Below are 18,083 nucleotides of genomic sequence, written 5' to 3' on the forward strand. Positions count from 1 at the left end.
TGTCCGAACGAGCCTCTGCGCCCGCACGGACTTCCGCGCCTGAACGAGCCTCTGCGCCTGAACGAGCCTCTGCGCCTGAACGAACATCCGCGCCAGTGCGTAGGGGCGCCCGGTTATAAGCAGGTGAGCAGTGGCCGCAGGGTTTTGTTCTTCCGCGCTACAGAAGAACGGTGTGGGCGGTGCGTACCGTCGGGACGTCCAGCAGCACGGCCGGGCAAACGGAGGTGTGCCGATGACCAGAACCCTCGCATCCGGAGGTGCCGGCGAGCGGCGAGGCGACGGGGAGCGGCCCGTGCTTCTCCCGCCGCGCCTCGCCGGGCTGATGCGGCCGGAGCTGCCGAGCCTCGCCGAGGAGATCGTCACCGAGATCCGCCGCGCCATCCCGGAGTACGCCCGCCCGCTCGACGGCCCCTACGGGCACGTGCTGCGGCTCAGCGTGGAGCACAACCTCGCCGCGTTCGTCGACCGGATCGCCGTCCCGCACGGCGCGCCGGCCGACGACGGCTCCGCCGCCACCACGGCGCGGATGCTCGGCCAGTACGAGGCCCACGAGGGCCGCGACCTGGACTCCCTCCAGGCCGCGTACCGCATCGGCGGGCAGGTCGCCTGGCGCCGCGTCATGCGGGTCGCGCCCCGGCACGACATCTCCGCGGCCGTCATGTCGCGGCTCGCCGACGCCCTCTTCGTCTATCTGGACGAGCTGGCCGAGCTGTCGCTCGACGGGTACCGGCAGGCCAGGGCCCGTCCGATCCCGGCCTTGGACGAGCGGCGCCGCCGCCTGCTGCGCCTGCTCCTGGACGGCCCCGAGGCGGAGGTCGCGGAGGCGGCCGAGGCCGCCGGATGGCGCGTCCCGGACGAGGTCACGCTCGTCGCCGTCGAGCCCGACGCCCGCTGCGCGTGGACGGCGCTGGACGAGGACGTCCTCGCCGACCTGGAGTGCGCCGCCCCGCACCTGCTCCTGCCCGGCCCGTTCACGCCGGAGCGGCGCCGCATGCTGGACGAGGCGCTGCCCGGCCGCCTGATCGCGGTCGGCGTGACGATGCCCGCCGGGCAGGCGGCCGACTCGCTGCGCTGGGCCCGGCGGGCGCTCGGGCTCGCGCTCGGCGGCGTCCTCGACGGCCCGGTGGTCCGGTGCGAGGAGCACCTCGTGACGTTGTGGCTGCTGTCGGACCCGGCGCTGGTGGACGAGCTGGCCCGGCGCCGCCTCGGCGTCCTGGACGGCATGACGCCCGGTCAGCAGGACCGGCTGACCGAGACCCTGCGGACCTGGCTCGTCACCCGCGGCACCGCCGCCGAGATCGCCGCGATCCTGCACATCCACCCACAGACCGTCCGGTACCGGATGCGCAAGATCGAGCAGACCTTCGGCGCCGAGCTGGCCGACCCGGAGGCCCGGTTCGGCATCGAGGCCGTGCTGCGCGCCGCCCACCTGCGGGCCCGTGCCGGGCGGGCGTCCGGGCAGGCGTCCGGGCGGGCGTCCGGGCAGGCATCCGGGCGGGGGCGGGCCCGTAGCGACACACGGCCTCCACATCCGTCTGCCATGATCCCCAGGTGACCCCGACAAAACGGACACCGATCCTGCTGGTCGCGGCCGCGGCGGCGCTGGTCGGCGCGGCGGGCTGCGGCACCGAGACCGCGCCGGCCGCCCTCCCGTCCGAGCCCTATCCCGTGCTGCCGTCGAAGCCGGCGACGCCGACGCCGATCCCGCTGGAGCGGCACCGGCCGGCCCCGCCCGTCTGCACGCCGGAGGGCATCAGCATCGGGATGGACGAGCCGGAGGCGGCGATGGGCCTGCGCGCCGCGACCATCCGGCTCCGCAACTGCGGCGACCGCGCGTACCGGTTGAACGGCTACCCGTCCGTGCGCGTCCTCGACAAGGACCGGCAGCCGTTCGACGTGAAGATCGTGCGCGGCACGACGCAGGTCGACGACCCGGGGCCGAAGCCGCTGACGATCCGTCCGGGCGGGTCCGCCGTCTTCGTGATCGTCTGGCGGAACCTCGTCACCGACCCGACGACGACGGCGGTGGCGGGCACGTACCTGGAGGTCCGGCCGGCGCCTGGACGGCCGGTCGTCATCGTCGAGTCCGACGGGCCCCTCGATCTCGGCAACACCGGACGCCTGGAGGAGACCGCCTGGAGCCTCCCCCGCACCTGACTCAGCGGGGCGGGCCTGACTCGGCTCAGCGGGGCGGAGCCTGCACCTTGCCGATGCCGAGCGTGTTCTCCGCGGGCATCAGGCCGGTCTCCAGCACCTTGACCAGGACCGGCATCGCCAGCTGCGCCAGCCGCTCGGCCTTGGCCTCGCCGAGGGCCCGCCAGGGCGCGTAGGCGAGGTCGTCGGTCATCCGCTCGACGGAGTCGCGCAACTCCCGGCCCCGGTCGGTCGCGGCGCCGTCATCGTCCACGAGGCCGCGGGACGCGAGGCGGTCGCGGGCGGCGGCCCACTCCTCGTCCGTCCAGCCCCGGCTCGCGAACGTCTCGACGGACGCGGCGCCGACCGCGGCGAACGAGACGAGCGACTCGGCCGGGTCGAGCCCGTGGGTGAGGAGCGCGGCGACGTGGCCGTCCCCGCGGTGCTCGCGCAGGATGCCGATCGCGTGCCAGAGCGCGAGATGCGGCTCGTCCGGCCAGGGCAGGTCGGCGTTGGCGGCGGCGATCGGCCGGCCGGCCGTGCCCGCCTCCTCGGCGGCGGCGCGGGCCAGCGCGGCGGCCTCCGCGAGGTCCGGGGAGTCGATGGCGTCGCCGAGCAGTGCCCGGTACATGCGGTCGACGGCGCGCTCCCGGGCTTCCAGGACGCGCTCGGGCGGCGCGACCGTCCACACGGCGGGGACGTGCTCGGCCACCATGCGCGGGCTGAAGCTGTAGAAGGCGGACGCGACCCGCTCCGGACCGGCGGCGCCGAGCGGGGCGGCGCGCCACGCGAAGTAGCTCGGCCAGCGCGTGTCGACCTCGTACCCGAGCCCCGCCGCCTCGGCGAAGACGTCGGGCGAGTACCAGAACAGGGCGTGCACGGCTTCGATCTGGTGCCACATCTGCCGGGCCAGGCCGGGGTTCTCCGTCATCGGCGCTCCTTCACTCGGGATCACCACCAGCCTATCTAGACAGTGACAAGATTTCACGGCCCGAACCGGGACGCGTCCGCCTCGACCCACCGCCCGTCCGCCCCGAAAGACACCCTGACCTGCGGCGATGGCACCGCCGGAGCGACACCCACCTCCCCGAAATAACCATCCCCGGGTACCGCTGGATAGCCGCCCGACACTGCCGGATAAGCGCCAGACGTCGCGGACAGGCCGTGCGGCATGCCGTGATGGGCGTCCGGCACCGCCGGATACGCCGCCGACGCCGCAGGATGGGTGCCCGTCGCTGCCGGGTAGCTGTTCGTCGGTGCGGGGCGGGCGTGCGGCTCTGCCGGGTTTCTGGGCGTGGGTGCGGCGGCGGGGAGGGCGCGGGGCTGAGCGGTGGGGCGGGGGTGAAGGGCGGGGCGGGGGTGATGGGTGGGGCGGGTTGGCGGGTGTTCCGGCGGTAGCGGCCCAGGGGGCGTGACGGTGCGGATCGGGCGGTGTTCGTGGCGCGGGAAGGCCAGTAGCGCCAGGACGGCCAGGCCGACGCCGGCGACGCGCAGCAGGAACGGGCCCGGCTCGTGCGGCCACGGCTCGCCGTACAGCAGCGTGGCCGACAGCAGCAGGTGCGTCTTGGCGGTGACCGTGACGACCGTGACGATGATCATGAGGCGGCAGCGCTGCAGGCCGATGGAGAGCAGCCCTAGGCCGAGGACGCCCGCGAGCAGGAACAGGTACGGGTGCGGCGAGGCCAGCACCCCCGCGCCCCGGCCGTCGGCGAGCATCATCGCCATGCCCTGGCCGAACACCTCGGTGGCGCCGAGCAGGACGCCCGCGCCGAGCCCGTGCGCGATGCCGGTCAGCGGCCGTGCGTGGCGGCCGCTGACCGGGCGGTCGCGCATGCAGAACATCCACAGCGGCAGGACCAGCGACGGCACGAACACCAGGCCCGCCTTCCAGAGCGGGAGGGCGCCGGCGGCGCCCGCGCCGCCCGGCCGGTGCAGCGCGTCCGCCAGCGACTCGCCGGCACCGGGCAGCACCGACAGCGCCGCGGTGATCATCGCGGCCACGGTGATGAGGACCGCGAGCCACTCCCGCGACGTGGGCCGCTCGCCGAACCCGCTCATCCCCACCGCGAGGAGCGTGACGAGGCCGAGCCCGTAGGCGGGCAGGGTCGCGACCACGGGCAGCGTGACGAGCGCGAAGGCCGACAAGGCGAACCCCGCCAGCAGCACCGCGACCCCGGCGAGCCAGCGCGGGCTGCGCGCGAGCCGTGCGGCGGCGTGCAGCGGGTGCCGGCCCCCGATCGGGCTCATCCGCCCGGCGGCCGTCTTGAACAGGACGTAGGCGGCGATATAGACGGCCTGCGCGGCGCAGGCGAGGACGACCGCGTGCATGGCGCACCTCCGGGACGGACTGGCGTCCTTCACCCCACCCGGCGAAAAACGCTGTCGAAACGGATGGTGACACGGGGAGGGCGTCCGCCGATTCTCGCCACGAGACGGAGAAAACACCCGGTTTGTGCGCCTCGGTGAGTATCGCCGGCCCCGGCTGTCCCGGAAAGGCCAAGATCAATGCTTCGGTCGCATTGCCGATCACTCACCGCAGGTGAATGATTGCGGTGCGCTTCCGAGTCAGGTGTGGTGATGCAGTGACGGTCAGGTTGGAAAGGCTGGGCGAGCCGTTCGGCTTCAGCGACGGCGAGGGCGGCCGCCGGGCCCGCCGGGCGGTGCGCGAGCGCGCCGCGAAGCTCATCGCGGACGAGGGGCTCCTCGACGACGTCGAGCTGATGACGGCCGAGGCCGTCGCCAACGCCGTCCTGCACGGCACCGGGCTCGTCACGGTGACGGTCGCCACCAACGGCGACACGCTGCTCGTGGAGGTCGCCGACGACGGCCCCGCCCGTCCCGCTCCGGCGGCGGCCGATCCGCACCTCCGCCGCCGCCTCGACCACGGCCGGGGCCTGACCGTCATCGACGCCCTCGCCGACGAATGGGGGCTGGAGCAGACCCCCGACCGCACCCGCCTCTGGTTCACGCTCAGCGCCCCTGAGCCACCGAGCCCCTGAGCACCCGCCCTCCTGAGCCCTCGCGGCCCTGAGCCCCTGAGCGCTCCCGGGAGCTAAGAGGGCAGCGAGCGGCGGACGACCTTGCCCGTGGCGTTGCGGGGCAGCGCGTCCAGGAAGTGGACGTCGCGGGGCACGGCGAAGCGGGCCAGCCGGTCGCGGACGTGGGCGCGGACGGCGTCGGCGTCCAGCTCCGCGCCCTCCCGCAGGACGAGGAACGCGGCGGCGCGCTGCCCGAACTCCTCGTCCGGGACGCCGACGACGGCCACCTCCCTGACCTGCGGCAGCTTCTCCAGCACCTCTTCGATCGCGCCCGGGAAGACGTTCTCCCCGCCCGAGACGATCATGTCGTCGTCGCGGCCGTGCACGAACAGCCGGCCCTGGTCGTCGAGGTGCCCGACGTCGCCGAGGCTCATCAGGCCGTCCCGCATCTCCTTGGTGTCGCCGCTGGTGTAGCCCGCGAACAGCAGTTCGTTGGCGGCGAAGATGCGGCCGGTGGTGCCGGGCGGGACGGGCCGGCCCTCGTCGTCCAGGATCGCGACCCTCGTCCCCGGCGGGGGCGTGCCGGCCGTGTCGGGGTCGGCGCGCAGGTCGGCGGGCGTGGCGATGGTGACCCACGACGCCTCCGTCGACCCGTACAGGTTGTAGAGGACGTCGCCGAACGCGTCCATGAACGCGGTGGCGAGCGTCGCCGGCAGGGCCGAGCCGCTGACGGCGGCGATCCGCAGCGAGGACGTGTCGTGCTTGCGCCGCGCCGCCTCCGGGACGTCCAGGACGCGCTGGAGCATGACCGGCACGGCGACGAGCGCGGTCGCGCCGGTGACGTCGATCGTGCGGAGGGTCTGCTCGGGGTCGAACCGGCTCCGCAGGACGATCGTCGCGCGCAGCGAGATCGCGGTCTGGAGCATCGCGTAGCCCCAGGTGTGGAACAGCGGCGCCTCGATGAACATCCGCTCGTGCACCCGGTACGGGATGCGGGACAGGATCGAGGTGAGCGGCGACAGCCCGGGACGCGAGTGCCGGTCGGCGCCCTTGGGACGGCCGGTGGTGCCGGAGCTGAGCACGATCGTCCGGCCCGCCTTGCCTGGCGGGTCGACCGGCGCGGCGGGCGCGGTCGCGATGACGTTCTCCAGCTCCGAACCGGGCCCGCCCGCCGTGATGACGTGCACGGTCTTCGGTACCGCCGCGATGAACCCGGCGAACTCCTCGTCCGCGATCACGACCTCGACCTGCTGCTGCCGCAGGACGGTGACGAGCTGCTCGGTGCTCATCCCCGTGTTGAGCAGGACGAGGTCGGAGCCGCGCTTGCTGCACGCCGTCAGCGCCTCGACCATGCCGCGGTGGTTGCGGCACAGCACCGCCACGCGGGGCGAGTCGTTGAACCGGCCGAGCGCGGCGGCGAGCCGGTCGGTGCGGGCGTCCAGCTCGCCGTAGGTCAGCTCCCCGGCGTCGTCGATGATCGCGACGACGCCGGGGTCGCGGGCGGCCGCGGAGGCGACCGTCCCGCCGAGCAGGGTGCCCCAGCGGCGCAGGGCGCCGAGCTGGCGGACGACCTTCAGCGGCGGTCCGGGGCGCCACAGCCCGCTCCGGGCGAACATGCCGCCCGCGCGCGCGACCGACGCCGCACGGTGCCCGAACTCCGATCGTCCGCTCATCTGCCACCGCCTCCGGTACGGGGTTCCGGACTACCGACCGTACGGTTGGCGGCTTTCGTACTCTCCTGACTGAACTCAGCTCTTCGCGGCGGCGATTGTCAGGAGCCTGACAATTGTTAGGAACCTGACAACTGTTAGGAGCCTGACAACGAACCGTCCGCCGCGGCGGTCACCGGAGCGCCGGCCTTGTCCATCGTGACGGCCTTGCCCGCCTCGCCCGCACCCGCGCCCGCCTTGCCCGCCGCGTCCGCGTCGGCGGGCTCCGCCAGGTCGAGGCTGTCGCGCAGCGTGACCGGCTTGAGCAGCGCCGCCGCGACGATCCCGACGACCGCGATGGCGGTGGACACCAGGAAGATGTGCCCGGTGGCGTCGCCGTAGGCGGCCCGGACGACCTCCTTGACCGGTCCCGGCAGCGCCGCGATGTCGAGGTTGCCGGCGTCGCCGCCGCCCGCCGTCGGGTCGACGCCGAGCCGCCGCAGCCCGCTGGCGATCTTGTCGGCGACCTGGTTGGCGAGGACGGCGCCGAGCACCGACACGCCGACCGTCCCGCCGAGGGAGCGGAAGAAGGTGACGGTCCCGCTGGCGGCGCCGATCTCGTTCAGGTGGACGGAGTTCTGCACGACGAGCACGAGGTTCTGCATCGTCATGCCGACCCCGGCGCCGATCAGGAACATCCCGCTGCCGAGGTAGACCAGCGAAGTCTCGTGGTCGATGGTCGCCAGCATCCCGAACCCGGCGGTCAGGACGAGCGTCCCGATCACGATGTACGGCTTCACCTTGCCGGTCTTGGTGGCGAGGCGTCCGGCGACGGTGGACGCGCCGAACACGCCGAGCATCATCGGGAAGGTCAGCAGGCCCGCCTTGGTCGGGCTGTAGCCGCGTCCGATCTGGAAGTACTGGCCGAGGAAGACGGCACCGCCGAACATGGCCATGCCGACCGCGAGGCTCGCGATGATCGCGAGGGCGGTGTTGCGGCGCGCGACGATGTCCAGCGGGACGATCGGCTCGGCCGCCCGCTTCTCGACCCACACGGCGATCGCCAGCAGCACGACGCCGCCGCCCGCCATCGCGGCCGTCTGCCAGGACAGCCAGGCGAAGTTCTCGCCGACGAAGGTCACCCAGATGAGCAGGACGCTGACGCCGGCGGCGATCAGCGTCGCGCCCGCGTAGTCGATCTTCACGTCGGGGCGCCGCATGACCGGCAGCTTGAGGGTCTTCTGGAGCAGCGCGAACGCGACGACGGCGAACGGGACGCCGATGAAGAAGCACCAGCGCCAGCCGAGCCACGAGTCGACGATCAGCCCGCCGAGCAGCGGCCCGCCGACGGTGGCGACCGCCATCACGCCGCCGAGGTAGCCGTAGTAGCGGCCCCGGTCGCGCGGGCTGATCATCGCGGCCATGATGATCTGGACGAGGATCTGCAGCGCGCCGACGCCGAGCCCCTGCACGGCGCGGAAGAAGATGAGCTGCGCGGTGTTCTGCGCGAACCCGGAGGCGGCCGACGCCACGATGAAGATGACGACGCCCACCTGGAGCAGCGTCTTCTTGTTGTAGAGGTCGGCGAGCTTGCCCCAGATCGGGGTACTGGCGGTGGACACCAGCAGGGTCGCGGTGACGACCCACGTGTACTGCGACTGGCTGCCCTTGAGCGCACCGATGATCTGCGGCAGCGCGGTGGACACGACGGTGCTGCTGAGCATCGCCACGAACAGCACCAGCAGCAGGCCGCTGAGCGCTTCTAGGACCTGCCGGTGCGTCATCTGCGCAGGTCTGGTCGGGGCAGGAACGGTCAAGAGACGCCTCCGCGAGAAAGTTGGGAACGAGGCTTCAACCCCGTCGCCCCGGACTCTTATTCCCAGTGGGCAAATTTTCTCACAGAGCAGTATTTGAAGGTGGGTAGGCTGGACGCACCATGGAGAGCACCGGTGGGCTGCGCGAACACAAGGGCGGACTGCGCGAGGGCGGACGCCCCGGGGCGCAGGGCGGGTGGCCCGAGCCGCGAGGCGGCCTCCGCGAGCGCAAGAAGGAGGCGACGCGCCGCGCCCTGCACGAGGCCGCGATGCGCCTCTCCGTCGAGCACGGCCTGGACGAGGTCACCGTCGAGGCCATCGCCGACGCCGCCGGCGTGTCCCGCCGCACCTTCTCCAACTACTTCGGCGGCAAGGAGGAGGCCCTCCTCTACGGCGGCGAGCAGCGGATGCGCGCCCTGCTGGAGGAGTTCGCGACACGCCCGGACGACGAGACGTCCTGGACGGCGCTGCGGGCGACGTGGCGGCTCGTCCACGAGCGGTTCGGCGACCTCGACCCGCAGTGGGCGGCGCAGGTCCGGCTCGCCCGCAACCACCCGTCCGTGCTGGCCCGGCAGCTCGCCCACTACGCCGAGTTCGAGCGGGCCCTCACCGAGCTGATCGCCGCCCGGGACGGCCTCCCGTCCGCCGGCCTCCGCCACCGCGTCATGGCGGGCGCCTTCATGACCGCGCTCCGCGTCGCGTCCGTGACCTGGACCGAGGAGCCCTCCACCCGCTCCCTCGCCGAGGTGGTCGAGGAGGCCCTGGCCGAGGTCGCCCGCGAGTACCGCTAACCGGCGCTCTCCGCGAGCTCGGTGGGGTGCAGGTCCCCGGTGAGCAGCCGCCGCGCCCGCGCCCACCGGTCGGGGCCGTCCAGCCAGGCCCGGACGAGCCGCCATCCGTGGTAGTAGGCGTAGAGGTAGGGGTTGCCTCCCGGCACCATGACGAGCGGTATCGCGGCGGCCGCCTCGACCTCCCCGAGCAGTGCCCAGCGCACCAGGTAGTCGCGGACCTCGCGGTCCGGCCGCCCCTCGGCGGCCATCAGCGTGGCGTTGGGCCAGACGCCCCACAGCAGGTTCGCCGCGCGGTGCAGGGCGGCGACCTCCCCGGGGTCCCGGCCGAGGACGTTCCGGGAGAGCCATTCCCGGGCCTCGTCCCCGGGGAAGACGAGTTCCTCAGCCGCCAGCCCCAGCCCCTCGCTGAGGACGCCCTGCGGTGAGAGCAGGAACCAGACCCGTCGTTCGAGCCGTCCGGGCAGGTGGATCTCCTTGAGCACCGCTTCGGCGATATGCCCCGGATGCCCCTCGTGGGCCACGACGTACAGCAGGTCGGCCAGGTTGAACGGGACATCGCGGTTGATGTGGATGGTGGAGGACCTCCCGCCCGCGTACTCGCCCGCCGCATGGAACGGCACGTCGGACACGAGCCGGCACGTGACGGTCTCGTCCTCGGGCAGCGGGACGATCCGGGAGGTGCGGGCCCGGGTCTCGGTGACCGCGCGGCCGACGAGCGCGGGGAGCCGGTCGACCTCGTCGAGCCGGTGGGTGTCGCGCCAGGCCGCCCGCCGCTCGGCGAGCGACCCGCCGGGGGTGCCCGGCGGGAGCGCCGCGTCGAGCATCTCGTGCGCCTCGGCGAACACCGCCTCCGGCACCCGCTCCGCCTCGATGCCCAGGCATTCGCGGACGTACTCCGGCAGCGCGGTCGGCGCGCCCGCGAGCCGCCGCGCCACCGCCCGCAGCGCCCGCACCTGCCCGGCCAGATAGTCGGCACGGCGGTCGGCACGGCGGTCGGCAGCGCGGGTGGCATGGTCGGCGGCGCGGGTGGCATGGTCGGCGGCGCGGTGGGCGGCGCGGGCGGGTTCGGACGGCAGGTCGTCCAGAAGCGCGTCCGCGTCCTCGGCGAGCCGGGCGGGCGGGACCGGCTCCTCCGCCGCGACCGCCTCCCGCCATCCGGCCGGGCCCCGGTAGACCAGCGCCAGCCCGCTGCTGTTCGGCCCGTCCGCGGCTCGGGCGACCCGCAGTGCCAGCAGCGCGTAGGAACGCAGCCATTCGTCGTCCATGTCGGCTTCCTTCCGCCAGAGGGGTTCCGCGGTCGAGGCCAAGCTAGCCGTACGGTTTTCCGTACACTGCACGGACGGAGGTGAGCACGGACGGAGACGGCACGGGGGCAGATGGCACGGGGCAGACGGCACGGATGGAGGCGGCACGGATGGACTCGGTCTGGTTTCGCGGCGCGGAACGTCCGCGCAAGCCCCGGCTGTCGCGCGAGCGGATCGTCGCGGCGGCGGTCGCGCTGCTGGACGCCGAGGGCGTGGACGGCTTCTCGATGCGGCGGCTCGCCGCCCGGCTCGGCGCCGGGACCATGTCGCTGTACGAGTACGTCGCCGCCAAGGAGGACGTCCTCGATCTGGCCCTGGACGCCGCCATCGCCGAGATCGAGCCGGTGCCGGACGAGACCGGCGGCTGGCGGGACGTCGTCGCCGCGCACATGGCTCGCGGGCGGGAGGTCATGCTCCGCCACCCGTGGGTGCCCGCCCTGATGGGGACGAGACCGCTGCTGGGCCCCGGTTCCCTGGCCCGCTCCGAGCGCGTGTTCGCCGCGCTCCACCGGGCGGGCCTGTCGGGACCGGAGCTCACCGCGGCCGTGAGCGCGGTCAGCGGCTACCTGCACGGGTTCGTCGCCGAGGAGTCGGCATGGCGCGCCCGGTTCCGCGACCCGGCCGCGGAGGCGGAGCTGCGGGAGCGGGCCGGAGAGCTGGTCCGGCGGGGCGCCGCCGACTACCCGACGCTCGCCGCCCACATGGACGCCGGGGGAACCGACTTCGACGCGGGGTTCGAGCTCGGCCTGTCGATCGTCCTGGACGGGATCGCGGCGCGGCTCCCCGCCTGATCCCGGCCGCAGCGCCCCGCCTGATCCCGGCCGCAGCGCTCCGTCTGATCCCCGGCAGCGGCTCCCGGTCGGTCAGGGGCGGGGGATGTTGCGCAGGTTGCTGCGCGCCAGGTCGAGCATCTTGCCGACGCCCCCGGTGAGGACGGTCTTGCCCGCCGACAGCGCGAACCCCTTCACCTGCTCCGGCGTGATGTGCGGCGGGATGGACAGGGCGTTCGGGTCGGTGACGACGTCCAGCAGGTACGGGCCGGGCGAGGCGAGGGCCCGCTCCATCACCGTGCGGACGTCGGTCGGGCGCTCCACCCGCGCCGACTCGATCCCCATCGCCGCCGCGACGGCCGCGTAGTCGACGGGCTCGTGGTCGGTCTCGAACGCGGGGAAGCCGTCCACCATCATCTCCAGGCGCACCATGCCGAGCGACGCGTTGTTGAAAACGATGATCTTCACGGGGACGCGGTGGAGCTTCACGGTGAGCAGCTCGCCGAGCAGCATGCCGAGGCCGCCGTCGCCGGAGAGCGACACGACCTGGCGTCCGGGCGCGCCGTACTGGGCGCCGATGGCGTGCGGCAGCGCGTTGGCCATGGAGCCGTGCACGAACGACCCCATCACGCGACGGCGTCCGTTTGGGGTGAGGTAGCGGGCGGCCCACACGTTGCACATGCCGGTGTCAACGGTGAATATCGCGTCGTCGGCGGCGAGGTCGTCCAGGACGCTGGCGACGAACTCGGGATGGATCGGAATGTGCTTCTCGATGTCGCGCGTGTAGGCGGAGACGACGTTCTCCAGAGCGCGCGCGTGGCGGTGCAGCATGTCGTCCAGATAGGACTGGTCGTGCTTCTGCTCTACCTGGTCCATGACGAGCCTCAGCGTCTCGCCCACATCGCCATGGACGGCCAGGTCGAGCGGGGTGCGCCGCCCCAGTTTCGCCGGGTCGTCGTCCACCTGGATGGTGTTCTTGCCGGGCAGGAACGGGTCGTACGGGAAGTCGGTGCCCAGCAGCAGGACGAGGTCGGCGGCCTGCATCGCCTCGTAGCAGGCGCCATAGCCCAAGAGCCCGCTCATGCCGACGTCGAAGGGGTTGTCGTACTGGATCCACTCCTTGCCGCGCAGCGCGTGCCCGACCGGCGACAGCAGCCTGTGCGCCAGCTCCATCACCTCGGCGTGCGCGTCCTTCACGCCGGAGCCGCAGAACAGCATCGGCCTGCGCGCCCGGTTCAGCGCCGCGGCGAGCTGTGCGACCTGGTCGGACGGCGGCCGGACGATCCCCTTCCGGACGAGGAAGTCGTGCTCCCCGGTCGGTGCCGCCGCGTCCTTGCCGGCGGTGTCGCCCGGCATCGTCAGCACCGCGACGCCGCCGTGCCCGATCGCGTGCTGGATCGCCGTCCGCAGGATGCGCGGCATCTGCTCCGGCGTGACGATCTGCTCGCAGTAGTGGCTGCACTCGGTGAACAGCCGCTCGGGATGCGTCTCCTGGAAGTAACCGCTGCCGATCTGGACGCTCGGGATCTGCGACGCCAGCGCCAGCACCGGCGCCCCCGACCGGTGCGCGTCGTAGAGGCCCTGGACCAGGTGCGTGTTGCCGGGTCCGCAACTGCCCGCGCACACCGCGAGCCGCCCGGTCGTCTGCGCCTCGGCCGCCGCCGCGAACGCCCCCGCCTCCTCGTTGCGGACGTGCACCCAGTCGATGCCGGGTGTCCGGCGGATGGCGTCCACGATCGGGTTGAGGCTGTCGCCCACCACCCCGTAGACGCGCCGCACGCCGGCCTGCCGCAGCACCTCGATGAACTGGTCGGCGACGGTCGCCATGCGTGCCTCCCCTGTGGTGTTCCCGTGGTGTTCCCGCTCCCCGCTCCGGGAAATGCCCGATGATCTCCCCCTGACACCCGGCCACCGGCCGGGTTAAATAGTCAAACCATGAACCGGATGTGGGCGCGGGTGGGATGTGGGGCGCGATGGATGAGCGGGACGATCTCGGCTTCTGGACGTTCGTCGACCTCGCGGGCCGGCGGCTGGCGGAGGAGTTCGGCTTCCCCGACCGCCTCGCGACCCGGCTGCTGCTGACCCTGAACCGGGCGTCCGCGATCGTCACCTACGACCTGGAGTCGACGGTGCACCGGCCGCGCGGGCACTCCTGGGCCGGGTTCCGGCTGCTGTTCGTGACCTGGCTCGCCGGTCCACTGGAGCCGGGCCGGGCCGCGACACTCGCCGGGATGAGCCGCGCCGCCGTCTCCAACCTGGCGAAGACGCTGGTCGCGGACGGGATGATGGACCGGACGCCCGGCGAGCGCGACGGCCGGTCGGTGATCCTGTCGCTGACCGACAAGGGCCGCGCGGCGATGCTGGAGATCTTCGCCGAGCAGCACGCGCGGGAGCGGCAGTGGGCCGGGACGCTGACCGAGACCGAGCAGCGGATGCTGATCATGCTGCTGGACAAGCTCATCGCGGGCCGGACGTCCTTCGACGCCCGCGAGCGCAGCTGACCCCGCCGCCCACCCCCTCGCCGTGACCGGGTTAGGCCCTTCCCTGAACGGAAGAACAGCCGTAAGGTCGGCAGAAAGTAGTTAATGCGTTAACCATCGGAGGCGATGGACATGGCCCACTACCAACGGGTCGGCCACGTGCCGCCGAAGCGCCACACCCAGCACCGGCACAGCGACCACGGGGACGGCGACCACGGGGACGGCGGAGGGCGGCTCTACTTCGAGGAACTGATGGGCGAGGAGGGGTTCTCGTCCGATTCGTCCCTCCTCTACCACCGGGAGATCCCGTCCGCGATCACCGATTCCCGGACCTGGGACGTCCCCGACGCGACGACGGCCCCCAACCACCCGCTCAAGCCGCGCCACCTGAAGCTGCACGAGCTGTTCCCCAAGGAGACCTGGGCGGACACCGACGTCGTCACCGGCCGCCGGGTGATCCTCGGCAACAACGACGTGCGCCTGTCCTACGTCGTGTCGTCCGCCGCCTCGCCGCTGTACCGCAACTCGACCGGCGACGAGATCGTCTACATCGAGTCGGGCACGGCCACGGTCGAGACGGTCTTCGGCACGCTGTCCGCGCGGCAGGGCGACTACGTCATCATTCCGACGTCCACCACGCACCGCTGGCTGCCGATCGGTGACGAGCCCCTGCGCGCCTACGCGATCGAGGCGACCGGGCACATCGCGCCGCCCAAGCGCTACTTGTCCCGCTACGGGCAGTTCCTGGAGAACGCACCGTACTGCGAGCGCGATCTGCACGGCCCGTCCGAGCCGCTCCTGTCCGACGAGACCGACGTCGAGGTCCTGGTCAAGCACCGCACCTCGCGCGGCATCGTCGGCACCCGCATGACCTACGCGCGGCACCCCTTCGACGTGGTCGGGTGGGACGGCTGCCTGTACCCGTTCACCTTCAGCGTCCACGACTTCGAACCGATCACGGGCCGCGTCCACCAGCCGCCGCCCGTCCACCAGGTGTTCGAGGGCCACAACTTCGTCGTGTGCAACTTCGTGCCGCGCAAGGTGGACTACCACCCGCTGTCGATCCCGGTGCCGTACTACCACTCCAACGTCGACTCCGACGAGATCATGTTCTACTGCGGCGGGAACTACGAGGCGCGCAAGGGCTCCGGCATCGGCCAGGGCTCGGTCTCCGTCCACCCCGGCGGTCTCGCGCACGGCCCGCAGCCCGGCGCCTACGAGCGCAGCATCGGCGTCGAGTTCTTCGACGAACTGGCGGTCATGGTCGACACCTTCCACCCGCTCGAACTCGGTGAAGGCGGGCTGGCCTGCGAAGACTCCGCCTACGCGTGGACCTGGGCGAGGCGGCGATGATCCCCGCGTTCGCCCACGGCCTGTGCGACGACGCCGCCGTGTTCCCGCCGGGCCTCGCACCGCTCACCGACGCCGTCCCGGCCCACCGCGCACACCGCAGCGCCCCCTACGCCGACCTCGTCGGCCCGCTCGTCCTGCCGGCCACCGCGCTGGACGACCTGTACCCGCTGCTCGGCGGGGAGCCCCTCGACGTGTCGATCACCGCGCCGAGCGGCCCGTGCCAGGCGTCCAAGGCCCTCATCGCCGCCGCCGACCTGCCGATCACGGTGCGCGGCCTGGAGGTCGCCGTCCCGCCCGCCATGCAGCCGGAGGAGTTCTTCCGCCTGCTCGGCCGCACCGACGTCCCCGTCTACGTCGAACTCCCGCGCGACGACCGCCGCCCCGCGATGATCGCCGCCGTCGCCGCCCGCCGGCACCGCGCCAAGTTCCGCACCGGCGGCGTCAAGGCGCACCTCTACCCGAGCCCAGAGGAACTGGCCACCGGGATCAAACAGGTCGTGGACGCCCGCGTCCCGTTCAAGGCGACGGCGGGGCTGCACCACCCCGTCCGCAACACCGACCCGGAGACCGGCTTCCACCAGCACGGCTTCCTGAACCTGCTGCTCGCGACCGACGCCGCCCTGCGCGGCCGTCCGGTGCCCGAACTGGCCGCGATCCTGGCCGACCGCAACGCCCGCTCCATCGCGTCCCACGTCTCGACGCTGGGCGCGGCCCGCACGATCGCCGCCCGCGGCCGCTTCCTGTCCTTCGGGACGTGCAGCATCACCGACCCGCTGAACGAACTCGCGGACCTGGGCCTGCTCGCGTCCGCCCTCCAGGAGAGCACCCGATGACCCGCATCGCGATCCCCGAAGGCTCCCACTTCGGGCTCGCCAACCTCCCGTACGGCGTTTTCTCTGTCCCCGGCGGTTCACCGCGCGTGGGCGTGCGCGTGGCCGACTCGGTCATAGACCTGGCTGCGGCACTGGACGACGACGTCTTCGCGGCACCGTCCCTGAACCCGTTCATGGCGCAGGGACATGCGCGCTGGGTCGAGGTCCGCGAACAGCTCCTCGACCTGGTCGCGGACGACATCCCCGACTCCGCGGTGCATCCGGTGGACGCGGTCACCATGCACATGCCGTTCGAAGTCGCCGACTACGTCGACTTCTACGCCTCCGAGCACCACGCGTCGAACCTGGGCCGCCTGTTCCGCCCCGGCTCCGAGCCGCTGATGCCGAACTGGAAGCACCTCCCGGTCGGCTACCACGGCCGCGCCGGCACGGTCGTCCCGTCCGGGACGGACATCGTCCGCCCCACCGGCCAGCGCAAGGGCGAGGACGCCCCGACCTTCGGCGAGAGCCGCCGCCTGGACATCGAGGCCGAAGTCGGCTTCGTCGTAGGAACGGGCTCTCCTCTGGGCACGCCGGTCACCACCGAAGACTTCTCCGAGCGCGTCTTCGGCGTCGTCCTGGTCAACGACTGGTCGGCCCGTGACATTCAGGCGTGGGAGTACGTCCCCCTGGGGCCCTTCCTGGGGAAGAGCTTCGCGACGTCCATCTCGCATTGGGTGGTTCCCCTGCTCGCCTTGGAAGCGGCCCGCATAGCGACCCCGCTCCAGGACCCGGAGCCCCTCCCGTACCTCCAGGAGAAGAACCCGTGGGGCCTGGACCTTTCCCTGGAAGTCTCCTGGAACGGCCAGGTGGTCTCCCGCCCGCCCTGCCGCGAGATGTACTGGTCCCCGGCACAGATGCTCGCGCACATGACAGTGAACGGCGCCTCGTCCCGCACAGGCGATTTGTTCGCCTCGGGCACCATCTCAGGCCCCGCCAAGGACCAACGTGGCGCCTTCATAGAACTGACCTGGGGCGGCAAGGAGCCCATCGAGGTCAACGGCACCAGCCGCACCTTCCTAGAGGACGGCGACGAGGTGGCCATCACCGCCACGGCCCCCGGCCCGTCCGGCACCCGCATCGGCTTCGGCGAAGTCAAGGGCCGAATCCTCCCCGCCCGCTGAACACAGCCACCGCCCGCAGCCTCCGTGGGCGGTGGCTCAGCTTCACCAAGTGGCCGGGAACATGCGGTGCTTGAGCAACAGATCATCCTGCTCAATGGCTCCCTCGACCTCTCCGCACGGAGATAGGTAGCCCGCCCGTCCCCGCTCAGTCTCGTAGTAGGCGAGACCCCCGGAGACGGCCCGCACATCCACCAAGACCCCGACATCCCGGACGGCCCCGCGCGCGTAGACCCACAGCATCGGCAGCCACCCGACCCGATAAAGCCGAACGCACCGATACCCGCGCGCACTGACGCCCTCGGCAAGAAGATCAAGCCAACGCACAGCGGCGCGCATCAGGTGGCGACCTTGGCCCACACCCACTTGCCGTGCGGCTCGGTGTCGCGGACTCCGCAGCCGGACGAGAGGGCCTGGACGAGCGGGAGACCCCACCCGCCGATACCGGCGTCGTGCCCGTCCTCCAGGGCCCGAGCATCCGGCACGACATCGTCCAGAGTGAGCTCCACGACCGGCCGCGCCACCGGCATGGCATCGGACGAGTCCCACACCGCCAGGACGACGGCCGAAGCCTCTCGCGTGAACCTGACCCGGATTTCCCGATCCGCCGGCGTGTGCTGAACGGCATTGGCGACAAGCTCACCGGCGATCAAGAGGGCATCGTCCGCGAGCTTTTCCAGCCCCCATTCCACAAGCCGGAACTCGACCAGAGTCCGCACCAGCCCCGACACCGTCCCGGCCGCGAGACAAGAAATGTCCAACTCGCCCGCACCCGAGGCTTTCGCTCCCATTTCACCCACCTCCCTTTCTCCCGCGTT

Annotated in this window: 16 protein-coding genes; 9 read left to right on the forward strand and 7 right to left on the reverse strand. The window is 72.4% G+C overall.

What is annotated here, in order from left to right; all coding sequences use genetic code 11:
• Positions 1–232 precede the first annotated feature (232 nt).
• Positions 233–1,555, forward strand: coding sequence for a helix-turn-helix domain-containing protein (locus HUT06_RS40665; protein ID WP_176200559.1), 1,323 nt, complete (start codon positions 233–235; stop codon positions 1,553–1,555).
• Positions 1,552–2,157, forward strand: coding sequence for a DUF4232 domain-containing protein (locus tag HUT06_RS40670; RefSeq protein ID WP_176200560.1), 606 nt, complete (start codon positions 1,552–1,554; stop codon positions 2,155–2,157). Before HUT06_RS40665 ends, HUT06_RS40670 begins: the two co-directional genes overlap by 4 nt.
• A 25-nt stretch (positions 2,158–2,182) precedes the next feature.
• Here HUT06_RS40670 and HUT06_RS40675 read toward each other — a convergent pair whose 3' ends face one another.
• Together HUT06_RS40675 and HUT06_RS40680 are read right to left on the reverse strand one after the other, a co-directional pair.
• A complete protein-coding gene (locus tag HUT06_RS40675; protein WP_176200561.1) occupies positions 2,183–3,064 on the reverse strand; it encodes a hypothetical protein in 882 nt (293 codons plus the stop codon).
• A 53-nt stretch (positions 3,065–3,117) separates the two neighbouring features.
• A complete protein-coding gene (locus HUT06_RS40680) occupies positions 3,118–4,461 on the reverse strand; it encodes a hypothetical protein (RefSeq protein WP_176200562.1) in 1,344 nt (447 codons plus the stop codon).
• Positions 4,462–4,715: 254 nt separating this feature from the next.
• On the opposite strand from HUT06_RS40680, the gene HUT06_RS40685 reads away from it, so the two are divergent.
• Positions 4,716–5,132, forward strand: coding sequence for an ATP-binding protein (locus tag HUT06_RS40685; protein ID WP_254715653.1), 417 nt, complete (start codon positions 4,716–4,718; stop codon positions 5,130–5,132).
• Positions 5,133–5,185: 53 nt separating this feature from the next.
• Here the strand turns inward: HUT06_RS40685 and HUT06_RS40690 are convergent, their stop codons facing one another.
• Both HUT06_RS40690 and HUT06_RS40695 read right to left on the reverse strand, forming a co-directional pair.
• Positions 5,186–6,784 (reverse strand): AMP-binding protein, encoded by a 1,599-nt coding sequence (locus HUT06_RS40690; RefSeq protein WP_176200563.1) that lies wholly within the window; start codon positions 6,782–6,784, stop codon positions 5,186–5,188.
• Positions 6,785–6,918: 134 nt separating this feature from the next.
• Complete coding sequence (locus tag HUT06_RS40695; RefSeq protein WP_176200564.1) at positions 6,919–8,544, reverse strand: MDR family MFS transporter; 1,626 nt, start codon at positions 8,542–8,544, stop codon at positions 6,919–6,921.
• A 152-nt stretch (positions 8,545–8,696) separates the two neighbouring features.
• On the opposite strand from HUT06_RS40695, the gene HUT06_RS40700 reads away from it, so the two are divergent.
• Positions 8,697–9,365 (forward strand): TetR/AcrR family transcriptional regulator, encoded by a 669-nt coding sequence (locus tag HUT06_RS40700; RefSeq protein WP_176200565.1) that lies wholly within the window; start codon positions 8,697–8,699, stop codon positions 9,363–9,365.
• Here the strand turns inward: HUT06_RS40700 and HUT06_RS40705 are convergent.
• Complete coding sequence (locus HUT06_RS40705) at positions 9,362–10,630, reverse strand: hypothetical protein (protein ID WP_176200566.1); 1,269 nt, start codon at positions 10,628–10,630, stop codon at positions 9,362–9,364. The two genes, HUT06_RS40700 and HUT06_RS40705, sit on opposite strands and share 4 nt — an antisense overlap.
• 149 nt (positions 10,631–10,779) lie before the next feature.
• On the opposite strand from HUT06_RS40705, the gene HUT06_RS40710 reads away from it, so the two are divergent.
• Entirely contained in the window at positions 10,780–11,460 is a 681-nt protein-coding gene (locus HUT06_RS40710; protein ID WP_176200567.1) for a TetR/AcrR family transcriptional regulator, read from the forward strand.
• 72 nt (positions 11,461–11,532) lie between these two features.
• Here the strand turns inward: HUT06_RS40710 and HUT06_RS40715 are convergent, their stop codons facing one another.
• Positions 11,533–13,266, reverse strand: a complete 1,734-nt coding sequence (locus tag HUT06_RS40715) for a pyruvate dehydrogenase (RefSeq protein ID WP_176200568.1) — start codon at positions 13,264–13,266, stop codon at positions 11,533–11,535.
• A gap of 146 nt (positions 13,267–13,412) precedes the next feature.
• Between HUT06_RS40715 and HUT06_RS40720 the strand changes: the two genes are divergently transcribed.
• The 4 genes from HUT06_RS40720 to fahA all read left to right on the forward strand — a co-directional run bounded on the left by HUT06_RS40720 (position 13,413) and on the right by fahA (position 17,268).
• Positions 13,413–13,940, forward strand: coding sequence for a MarR family winged helix-turn-helix transcriptional regulator (locus HUT06_RS40720; protein ID WP_176200569.1), 528 nt, complete (start codon positions 13,413–13,415; stop codon positions 13,938–13,940).
• Positions 13,941–14,051: 111 nt separating this feature from the next.
• Complete coding sequence (locus HUT06_RS40725) at positions 14,052–15,272, forward strand: homogentisate 1,2-dioxygenase (protein ID WP_176200570.1); 1,221 nt, start codon at positions 14,052–14,054, stop codon at positions 15,270–15,272.
• A complete protein-coding gene (locus HUT06_RS40730) occupies positions 15,248–16,105 on the forward strand; it encodes a hypothetical protein (protein WP_254715654.1) in 858 nt (285 codons plus the stop codon). Before HUT06_RS40725 ends, HUT06_RS40730 begins: the two co-directional genes overlap by 25 nt.
• On the forward strand, positions 16,102–17,268 hold the full coding sequence (fahA, locus tag HUT06_RS40735; RefSeq protein WP_176200571.1) for a fumarylacetoacetase: 1,167 nt from the start codon (positions 16,102–16,104) through the stop codon (positions 17,266–17,268). The genes HUT06_RS40730 and fahA overlap by 4 nt, the downstream gene beginning before the upstream one ends.
• 335 nt (positions 17,269–17,603) lie before the next feature.
• On the opposite strand, the gene HUT06_RS40740 is transcribed toward fahA, so the two are convergent.
• The gene (locus tag HUT06_RS40740; protein ID WP_176200572.1) at positions 17,604–18,056 is read right to left on the reverse strand and encodes an ATP-binding protein; all 453 of its coding nucleotides are present in this window, start codon (positions 18,054–18,056) and stop codon (positions 17,604–17,606) included.
• Positions 18,057–18,083 lie beyond the last annotated feature (27 nt).

Origin of the sequence: Actinomadura sp. NAK00032, assembly GCF_013364275.1 — a bacterium.
Lineage (GTDB): Bacteria > Actinomycetota > Actinomycetes > Streptosporangiales > Streptosporangiaceae > Spirillospora.

Excerpts from the sequence above, each read along its gene's own strand:
- HUT06_RS40665 (WP_176200559.1), top strand. The coding sequence starts at position 233 with ATGACCAGAACCCTCGCATCCGGAGGTGCCGGCGAGCGGCGAGGCGAC.
- HUT06_RS40675 (WP_176200561.1), bottom strand. The coding sequence starts at position 3,064 with ATGACGGAGAACCCCGGCCTGGCCCGGCAGATGTGGCACCAGATCGAA.
- HUT06_RS40680 (WP_176200562.1), bottom strand. The coding sequence starts at position 4,461 with ATGCACGCGGTCGTCCTCGCCTGCGCCGCGCAGGCCGTCTATATCGCC.
- HUT06_RS40690 (WP_176200563.1), bottom strand. The coding sequence starts at position 6,784 with ATGAGCGGACGATCGGAGTTCGGGCACCGTGCGGCGTCGGTCGCGCGC.
- HUT06_RS40695 (WP_176200564.1), bottom strand. The coding sequence starts at position 8,544 with ATGACGCACCGGCAGGTCCTAGAAGCGCTCAGCGGCCTGCTGCTGGTG.
- HUT06_RS40700 (WP_176200565.1), top strand. The coding sequence starts at position 8,697 with ATGGAGAGCACCGGTGGGCTGCGCGAACACAAGGGCGGACTGCGCGAG.
- HUT06_RS40705 (WP_176200566.1), bottom strand. The coding sequence starts at position 10,630 with ATGGACGACGAATGGCTGCGTTCCTACGCGCTGCTGGCACTGCGGGTC.
- HUT06_RS40710 (WP_176200567.1), top strand. The coding sequence starts at position 10,780 with ATGGACTCGGTCTGGTTTCGCGGCGCGGAACGTCCGCGCAAGCCCCGG.
- HUT06_RS40715 (WP_176200568.1), bottom strand. The coding sequence starts at position 13,266 with ATGGCGACCGTCGCCGACCAGTTCATCGAGGTGCTGCGGCAGGCCGGC.
- HUT06_RS40720 (WP_176200569.1), top strand. The coding sequence starts at position 13,413 with ATGGATGAGCGGGACGATCTCGGCTTCTGGACGTTCGTCGACCTCGCG.
- HUT06_RS40725 (WP_176200570.1), top strand. The coding sequence starts at position 14,052 with ATGGCCCACTACCAACGGGTCGGCCACGTGCCGCCGAAGCGCCACACC.
- fahA (WP_176200571.1), top strand. The coding sequence starts at position 16,102 with ATGACCCGCATCGCGATCCCCGAAGGCTCCCACTTCGGGCTCGCCAAC.
- HUT06_RS40740 (WP_176200572.1), bottom strand. The coding sequence starts at position 18,056 with ATGGGAGCGAAAGCCTCGGGTGCGGGCGAGTTGGACATTTCTTGTCTC.